Raw genomic sequence first — 7,902 nt, 5'->3', positions numbered from 1 at the left:
CAGACGCTAAACTCTAAGAACGAGAATGTGGAATTGCTAACAAAACAATCCCTGTTCTTTAGAGCGGGGAGCGGTCAATTGTTGATTTATCAGTAGGTCGAGATTCATATCTCGACACAACATGTCGATTTTGGAAAATCGACCTACAATAAGGCAACCACAAGTACTTGCATCCCAATCTATCGGGGGGTTGTCCCTACCAAGATCAATTCAGTGTAGGGGCAGGTCTTGTGCCTGCCCAAACTACTTGCTACCTGAACTCTTCATCGTGGTATACCTCTTCTAAGCGAGTTGATGTAATGAATGCAAAGAATCCCACGCCCAGCGCAATTGCAAAGGTATATTCATAGCCGATCCATCCGATAAGTTTACCGGCGGCCACCGGCATAAAACCGAAGGGGAATACCAACGTGTTCATGAAACCGATGTAGGTCGGACGGTTCAGCGGGGGCGCAATATTAATCATGTATGTCATGAATCCGACCATCATACCACTCATTGATGCGCCGCCGAGGACAAACGTCAGAAAATAGAACGGCAACTGCCATGCCTGTGGAAGAAACTGGATACAGATTGCCACCAGCGGTGCCGTACAAGCGAGCAATGCGGTGCAGATCAGTATCCATCGAACACCGTACCGTCCACTCATATAGCCCCACAGAATGTTCGACAGTACCCCACTGACAGCCCCAACCGCAAGGAACAGCCCGATCGTCCCATCTGAAATACTCAATTTGTCCAAGGCGTAAGGCACGTAGAAAGGCATGCACATCCGTCCGACATTCACGAATATCCGGTATACGATAAAATCTCGATAGTTGCGATCTGTTTGGAGGAAGTGCGGTCCCTGTTTGATGTGTTGCCAGAACGTTTTGCGCTTGGTTTGAACGGGACGGATTGGCTCGTGGATTTTAAGGAAAACGAAGAGCGAAATTACCGCCATAAAGGCAACGCCAAAGAACAGAAGCGCGTAGTTGTTCGGAAAGACAAATCCGGAGGTGTCGCTCAAAATGTAGCGAACCAAAATACCGATGAATATGGTGAAGAACCCACCAATGAAATTGCCTATACTAAAAAATCGTGCACGCCGTAACGGTTCAATCGTTTTAGAGATAATGTCCATGTACGCAACGGAGGACGCACCCATCGACGAGGTGCCTAGGAAATAGAGGAGGATGAAACCTGCAGCGAGTAAACCGTAATTACGCGCACCGATCCAGACCGTACACCCAGCAGCTGCAAGCCACACAACGGTGTGCACACTCATGCCGAGGATATAGAACGGCATCTTGCGAGGTTTGTGTTCCAGCAGATTGGAGATCAGTAGTTGGGGCCACATCCACCCCACTGACATCAGCGAGCCGGTCAAGCCGACGAGGGTATTGGAGGCGGTGAGTTTATAGGCTATCTGATAGAGAGAAAGAGATGCGCCCAAATATACCTTGAAATATGGCGATCCAAAAGTTGCGGTTCTGTTCTCGCTTCTTGTCTTCTTCCTCTTGAGACTGTGGTTCTGGCATGTCCGTTGAAGCAGTTTTCATAGCGGGTTTCGGCTTCCTTTTTAAGCGGTTTCCTCCTCATAATACACATCTTTCAGCCGTGTTGCTATCAAAAATCCAAATACTCCCATTGCCACGGACATCAAGAATATCCCTTCGTAAGTCAGTACTCCTACCAGTCTGCCTGCTAACACTGGCATGAAACCACAGGGGAATAGTATCGTGTTCATAAAACCGAGATAGGTCGGACGAACTTTGGGTGGTGCGATATTGATCATATATGTCATAAAGCCGACCATCATACCGCTCATCGCCCCGCCGTTGAGCGCAAAAATTGACAGGTAGACTGGCACCCGCCAAGCCGGCGACAAGTACTGCACAAAAACAACGATTAAGGGCGATGCCCAAGCCATCGCTGATGTGAGAATCAGGATCCACCGTTCACCATATTTCTCCGCAGCGTAGATCCATAAAAAGTTTGAGATGACGCCGCTAGCTGCGCTGACAGCGATGAACAATCCAATCGTCGATTCCGAAATTGCCAATTTGTTCAGGGCATACGGAACGTAGAAGGGGCCACACATCCCTGCGGCATGCCCGAAGATCCGAAAATACAGGAATAATCGGTAATTTCGGTCTGTCCGAATAAATTGCGGTCCCTGCTTCAGGTGTTGTCGAAGGGTGCGGCGTGTGGATTGGACCGGGCTAATAGGTTCGCGGATTCTCAGAAAAATGGCGCACGCCATGCCAACGGAGACTGCACCACAGGCAAACAGGATCGCGTAGTTGTGCGGAAACGCTAATCCGAAATCATCGTCCAAGACATATCGGACAAAAAAACCGATGAAGAAGCTGCAGATCCCGCCCGTGATGTTACGCAAGCTGAAAAACCGCGCGCGCCGGTGTGGTCCTATTGCCTTGGAAATAATATCCATGTACGGAATCGTCGAAACACCCATTGACGACGAACCGACAAAATAAAAACAGAGAAGACAGGCGGCAAGCAGACCGAAGTCACGAGGACCGATTAGCAGCGTGGAAAGAAAAATTGCGACCCAGGCGAAGGTGCGGATACCCATACCGAGCGCGTAGAAGGGCATCTTGCGGGGGCGGTGTTCCAGGAGGTTTGAGATAAGTAGCTGGGGCCACATCCAACCGGCGGTGCCGATTGAACCGACCAAACCAACGAGGGTATTTGAGTTGGTGAGTCTATAAACAAAAGCGGAGAGGACAGTCGTGGAATCAGCAAAGGCGAAAGAGATGCGTATAAATGTGCCTTGAGCGACAGCAAGAAAAAAGGTGCGTTTCTGTTCTTTGGCTTTCTCTTTTCCACTCTGCGACTCGGTTTCAAGCGTATCAGTTGAAGCAATTTTCATAGTCTGTTTGGCTTACCTTAAACCTCGAAATATGAAGAAAGATCTACAGTGCAAATAAACGGGGGTGAATTCTTAATGCCACCATTTGACTACATTTAGGTCTTACGGGTTGACTCAAAATAAGCGGCAGCGGTCGATTTCCAGCATCAGAGACTGACAAAGTAATACTTAGTTCGTTGGTTCATTTTATTTTTGCGTTTCACGTATTACGTTTCACGTACTTTGCACTTTCTTTCGACATGAGCCAATGGATGATTGTCACGGATAATCAATCTGTGATATTATACACTATGTTTGGTCTTTTGCGCATCATGTATTATGTCACATTTCACAAAATTTGAGAAAGGAAACTGTAATGTCCAAACCAAAAGTCTTAATTGCACATCGACCGGGACCAGAAATTGAAGCCATGCTCGAAGATGCACCATCAGAACTCAATATCCAGTTCTTGCCCGAAGGCGAAAAGCTCAGTGATCATGTCTCGGATGCTGAAATCGTCTACGGCACCGTCGGTGAATCAGATTTTCCTAAGGCGAAAGCGTTGCGCTGGATACAGCAGCCTTTTGTCGGTGTTGAATGGGCGAGGTTTCCCGCCTTCTTGGAGAGCGATGTAAGTCTCGTCAACAGCCGCGTATTGTACGGTCCCCAGATTGCCGAACACGCCTTCGCGCTCCTGCTCTCGTTGACGCGAGGCATTATTACTCAACTCGATTTCATGAGACACAAGCACTGGGAATGGACGCCAACCATTGAAATCGCAGGCATGACCATGTGCATTCTTGGGCTTGGCGGTATCGGTCGTGCTGTCGCGGTAAGAGCGAAGGCGTTCGACTGCAAGGTAATTGCTGTCGATAAAGAGCCTATCGAAAAGCCGGATACCGTGGATCAGCTTGGTCAGATGGACTCGCTGCTCGATTTCCTAGCGCAAACCGACATTCTGATGGTCTGCTGTCCAATCACCCCGGAGACGCATAAACTCCTATCGCACGATCAGTTTAATGCGATGCCGGAAGGAAGTTATATCGTCAATGTCAGCCGTGGCAAGGTGGTTGATGAGGATGCTATGATCGCTGCACTCGATAGCGGTAGGCTAGCGGGAGCGGGTCTCGATGTCACCTACACCGAACCGTATCCGGAAGATGGACCGCTATGGATGAGACCAAATGTGATTTTGGCATCTCATACCGCCGGTGGATCGCAGAACATTGGCAAACGTGCGATGGATCTGTTCATCGAAAATCTGCACCACGATGTTAACGGCGAACCGTTGGTCAATAAGATCGATAAGCAGAAGGGATATTAAGCATGAAACGTGAAGCGTGAGAAGCAGGATTCGCTACGCTTTACGTTTCGCAATTCTACCCCAAGATACACAGTTGCCTCACTGTAGGTCGATTTTCCAAAATCGACATTTTTGCGTCGAGATGTGAATCTCGACCTACTAATTGATTCGTTTGCAGCAGATACCGGGGATGCTACAATGGCTCTATATCCGAACCGATTAAGTCGTTAGACAGAAATTTCAAAGGAGAATTCCATGAACCAAGGGGGACAAGATATACTCGTTCAACCGGAACCACTTCATGAATTTGCGATTGCGCTGTACCAAAAAGCGGGTGTGAATCAGGAACATGCTAAACTGATGGCTGATCTCCAAGTCGAAACCGATCTGCGAAGCGTCCACTCGCACGGCACACGCATGATACCGTGGTACCTGCGCAGCATCCTCGACGGGGCGATGAACCCCAGTCCAGATATTCGCGTTGTCCAAGAAGGTCCCGGCTTCGCTGTCATTGATGGGGATAACGGTCTGGGACACCCACCGAGTGCGTTGGCAATGCAGATGGCAATCGAGAAAGCACGTTCGGCTGGCATTGCCGCAGCGGGGGTACGCAATGCGGGTCACTTCGGTGCTGCCGCCTGTTACACGATGATGGCGGTCGAAGCGAAGATGATCGGCTTCTCAACGACGAACACAGGCGGACCGTCTGTCGCCGCGCCGGGGGCGGCGGAACCTGTGGTTACAAATAACCCACTTAGCTATGCCCTCCCCGCCGGCGAAGAACGTCCCATCGTGTTGGACATGGCGTGTGGTGCTTCGGCGTGGGGCAAGGTTCGCACACTGCAAATGTACGGGATTCCAATTCCGCCGGGATGGTTGTTGACCACCGACGGGAAGCCGACCCAGGATCCCAACGAGGGGAAGATACTGACGCCGGCAGGCGGACCGAGAGGATACGGCTTGGCGCTGACTATGGGTATTTTAGCCGGTCCTTTGGTGGGTGGTTTGATGGCGACCGCAAAACAGGGCGACGCTACCTCAGAACACTTTTTCATCGCAATGAATGTAGCGAGTTTCACAGACTTTGATGAGTACGCCGCAGCGATAGACGAGGGCATCCGCAGCATTCAGGCGGCAAAACCGGTTGAGGGGGTGGATCAGGTGTATCTGCCCGGCGAGATCGAGTGGCGCAAACGCGAAGCGTGGGTTGATAGCGCCATTCCGCTTCATATCGATCATCTACGGGATTTGGCGAGTCTTGCAGAAGAATTGAAGGTTGATATCTGTTGGGAATGGTAGGAAGGACGGAAGGTGAGGATCGGCTGCCCAACCTCAATATCGCCGATCTGATCCGTTCCCAATCCAACCCAAATCTAGGCCCACAAGCGCTTTTGTATCCCTTCGATTATGCGCCTACTACTACCACTGCCACTGTTTGGGACGCCACAGATGCGCTTCTTGGACGCCTAATTCTTCCAAGATCGGATCGAGTTCCGACAGTTCGCCGAGCTCTTCAGCGTTATGCGCGTCGCTACCGATAAGTAGTTTCACTTCCCGTTCTAAGCACAACTGGTAAAACTCAACTAAGTGTCGCTGGTTGTACCGGATAAACTTTGGGCTAATCTCGATGGCGATTTCGCGCTGAGAGGCGAGGTCTAGCTGGTGGATCAGTCGTTTCTGATCGATATGTCGCATCATCTCACTTCCGAATGCGGATACCTCCTCGTCGGACAGACGAAAGACATTCGGCGTCAGAACGAATGGGTGCGCGACAGCATCGGTCAACGGACAGGCGATTGCAGCTTCAAACATATATAGTTCATGGTTCGCAACTCTTTTTGGATTGCCGAGATCTGAGGGGAGTGCAACACCACGCAGATGGTAGTGGTTTGGTGCCATCAGGACATAATCAAAATATGATGCCATTTGGATATTGATGGACGCAACTCGGTATTCTAGGATGTGCGCTTCAACGCCGAAGTGGATCGGAATGGGCGATTCACTTTTCTGGATAATTCTTCTGCCCGCTTCTATGTTCTTGGTCTTATGGCCATACGCATAATCGTGATCGGTTATGCCAATTTCCTTTATGCCACGTTCCTGTTGGATCTTAATTATCTTCTCTAAATCGAAATCCCGAGCAGCACAGGGGGAATGTCTTGTATGTATATGATAATCACAGTTGAACATGCCTTGGCTCCTTCAATGAAGACAACCCCAACACATCGGCTGAGTAATGTATGATTGCAAACAGTTATTTATTGAATCTAACGTTGGAATTGCTGTATCGTTCCGATATTATGACAGATACTGAAAATGATTGCAAGCAAAAAAGATAAAAGATACAACTACCCCACGCAATGCTCCCATTCCTGACAATCTTCCCGCCCCTATTTTCGCGCCTCTTTTCCTAGAGAGGCAGGTCTATTGAACGCCCCTGATCAGCGGACATATAGAACGCCTGCATCAATTCAGTCAGGTTGCGACCGTCCTGAATCGTGATGTGCATCGGCTCATCGCGCAGAATGCTGTTGACCCACTGCTGCATCGCCGAAGGTGGCGGTTCAGGGCGCTGGGCGATGTATTCCGCTTTTTCTTCGTCCGAGAGTTTGCGCGTTTCAAAGTGCATATCGCCGTGGTCGAGAACTATGGAACCTTCTGTGCCGTAGAGTTCGAGCATGTTCGGACCAGAACGGTGCGTCCACGAAACATCAATCACCCCAAGTGCCTTGTTCGCAAACTCGACTACCGAGACGCTGTTGTCGTCAATTGGGTAGTTGCCTGTGAAGTTATTAATCTTCGAGATGGTGCTCTTCGGTTCGCCCATGAGCCAGCGGATAATGTCCACCCGGTGACAACCGAGATCGAACAACGCACCGCCGCCGGCACGTTTTGCATCGCCAAACCAGAGGCTGGGACCTTTGAACCATTCATCCAATCCCGCCGAGTGTGCAACACGCCCACGACCGAAGGTGAGATCGCCCAAGAGACCGTCATCAAGGGCTTTCTTCGCAAACACCAGATCGGGGTTACAGCGCGATGGCAGCGAAATCATGAACTTTACCCCTGCTTTCTCTACAACTTCGATGATCTGGTCGCATTCATCGACGGTGATGGCAAGGGCTTTTTCAGTGAAGATATGTTTGCCCGCTTCCGCCGCCGCAATCATCATTCTGGGGTGATCCGAGGTTATGGCATTGACGACAACGGCGTCGATGCCAGCCTGATCGAGAAGTTGGTCCAGATCCGTATAGAATGGGACGTTATATTCTTCAGCGGCCTGTTTGCCGCCGTATTCCTCCTCGTCCCAAACGGCGACCAATTCGGTTTCTGGGTTTTCCACAATTTGTCTGGCATAACCGCTCGCGTGAACGTGAGCGAAACTGAGTTTGGCGATTCTAATCATATTATGGCTCCTTAGTGATTTCCTGTTTCTGCAAAACCATTATTTCTTTACAAAAGCTGTGCGGTGTCCTGTAGTCTGTTCAATGCTGATTCAACATCTAATGCTTTTGCCCAATCCACCAGATAGACCAGATCCAGTTTCCCATACTGGATTTCATAGACCCGCAAGGCATCGGCAAATTGTTTCTCACTGCCCCCGGAGAGTTGCGCCCATTTTAACTTTGCTAAAATGGTGTCTTCAGGACTTGAAACTTGTAGACTGAAACCCATAACATCTTCAGTATATTTTCGCGAGAAACGGGACTGATCGAACGGCTCGTCGGTTAACATCCAAAAATCA

At 49.8% G+C, this 7,902-nt stretch carries 6 protein-coding genes and 1 pseudogene; 2 read left to right on the top strand and 5 right to left on the bottom strand.

Going from position 1 to position 7,902, the window contains the following annotated elements:
* Positions 1 to 250: 250 nt before the first annotated feature.
* Both J4G02_19575 and J4G02_19570 read right to left on the bottom strand, forming a co-directional pair.
* Positions 251 to 1,541 (bottom strand): annotated as a pseudogene (locus J4G02_19575) (MFS transporter).
* A gap of 20 nt (positions 1,542 to 1,561) precedes the next feature.
* Positions 1,562 to 2,875 (bottom strand): MFS transporter, encoded by a 1,314-nt coding sequence (locus J4G02_19570; protein ID MCE2396733.1) that lies wholly within the window; start codon positions 2,873 to 2,875, stop codon positions 1,562 to 1,564.
* Between the two features lie 355 nt (positions 2,876 to 3,230).
* Between J4G02_19570 and J4G02_19565 the strand changes: the two genes are divergently transcribed.
* Together J4G02_19565 and J4G02_19560 are read left to right on the top strand one after the other, a co-directional pair.
* Positions 3,231 to 4,178, top strand: a complete 948-nt coding sequence (locus J4G02_19565; GenBank protein MCE2396732.1) for a D-2-hydroxyacid dehydrogenase — start codon at positions 3,231 to 3,233, stop codon at positions 4,176 to 4,178.
* A 234-nt stretch (positions 4,179 to 4,412) separates the two neighbouring features.
* On the top strand, positions 4,413 to 5,456 hold the full coding sequence (locus J4G02_19560) for an Ldh family oxidoreductase (GenBank protein MCE2396731.1): 1,044 nt from the start codon (positions 4,413 to 4,415) through the stop codon (positions 5,454 to 5,456).
* 120 nt (positions 5,457 to 5,576) lie between these two features.
* Here the strand turns inward: J4G02_19560 and J4G02_19555 are convergent, their stop codons facing one another.
* From J4G02_19555 to J4G02_19545, 3 genes are all read right to left on the bottom strand, one after another.
* The gene (locus tag J4G02_19555) at positions 5,577 to 6,347 is read right to left on the bottom strand and encodes a PHP domain-containing protein (protein ID MCE2396730.1); all 771 of its coding nucleotides are present in this window, start codon (positions 6,345 to 6,347) and stop codon (positions 5,577 to 5,579) included.
* Between the two features lie 220 nt (positions 6,348 to 6,567).
* Positions 6,568 to 7,563 carry a Gfo/Idh/MocA family oxidoreductase gene (locus tag J4G02_19550; protein ID MCE2396729.1) on the bottom strand — a complete coding sequence of 332 codons (996 nt, stop codon included), beginning with the start codon at positions 7,561 to 7,563 and terminating at the stop codon, positions 6,568 to 6,570.
* 47 nt (positions 7,564 to 7,610) lie between these two features.
* On the bottom strand, positions 7,611 to 7,902 hold a 292-nt coding region (locus J4G02_19545; protein ID MCE2396728.1), incomplete at its 5' end, for a hypothetical protein.

The organism is Candidatus Poribacteria bacterium, from assembly GCA_021295755.1.
Lineage (GTDB): Bacteria > Poribacteria > WGA-4E > WGA-4E > PCPOR2b > PCPOR2b.
Note: the sequence above shows the minus strand (reverse complement) of the source record. Positions and strands in the feature narration are given on the sequence as shown.

Bases quoted from the DNA above. Each gene is read 5' to 3' on its own strand.
- J4G02_19570 (MCE2396733.1), bottom strand. From the start codon at position 2,875: ATGAAAATTGCTTCAACTGATACGCTTGAAACCGAGTCGCAGAGTGGA.
- J4G02_19565 (MCE2396732.1), top strand. From the start codon at position 3,231: ATGTCCAAACCAAAAGTCTTAATTGCACATCGACCGGGACCAGAAATT.
- J4G02_19560 (MCE2396731.1), top strand. From the start codon at position 4,413: ATGAACCAAGGGGGACAAGATATACTCGTTCAACCGGAACCACTTCAT.
- J4G02_19555 (MCE2396730.1), bottom strand. From the start codon at position 6,347: ATGTTCAACTGTGATTATCATATACATACAAGACATTCCCCCTGTGCT.
- J4G02_19550 (MCE2396729.1), bottom strand. From the start codon at position 7,563: ATGATTAGAATCGCCAAACTCAGTTTCGCTCACGTTCACGCGAGCGGT.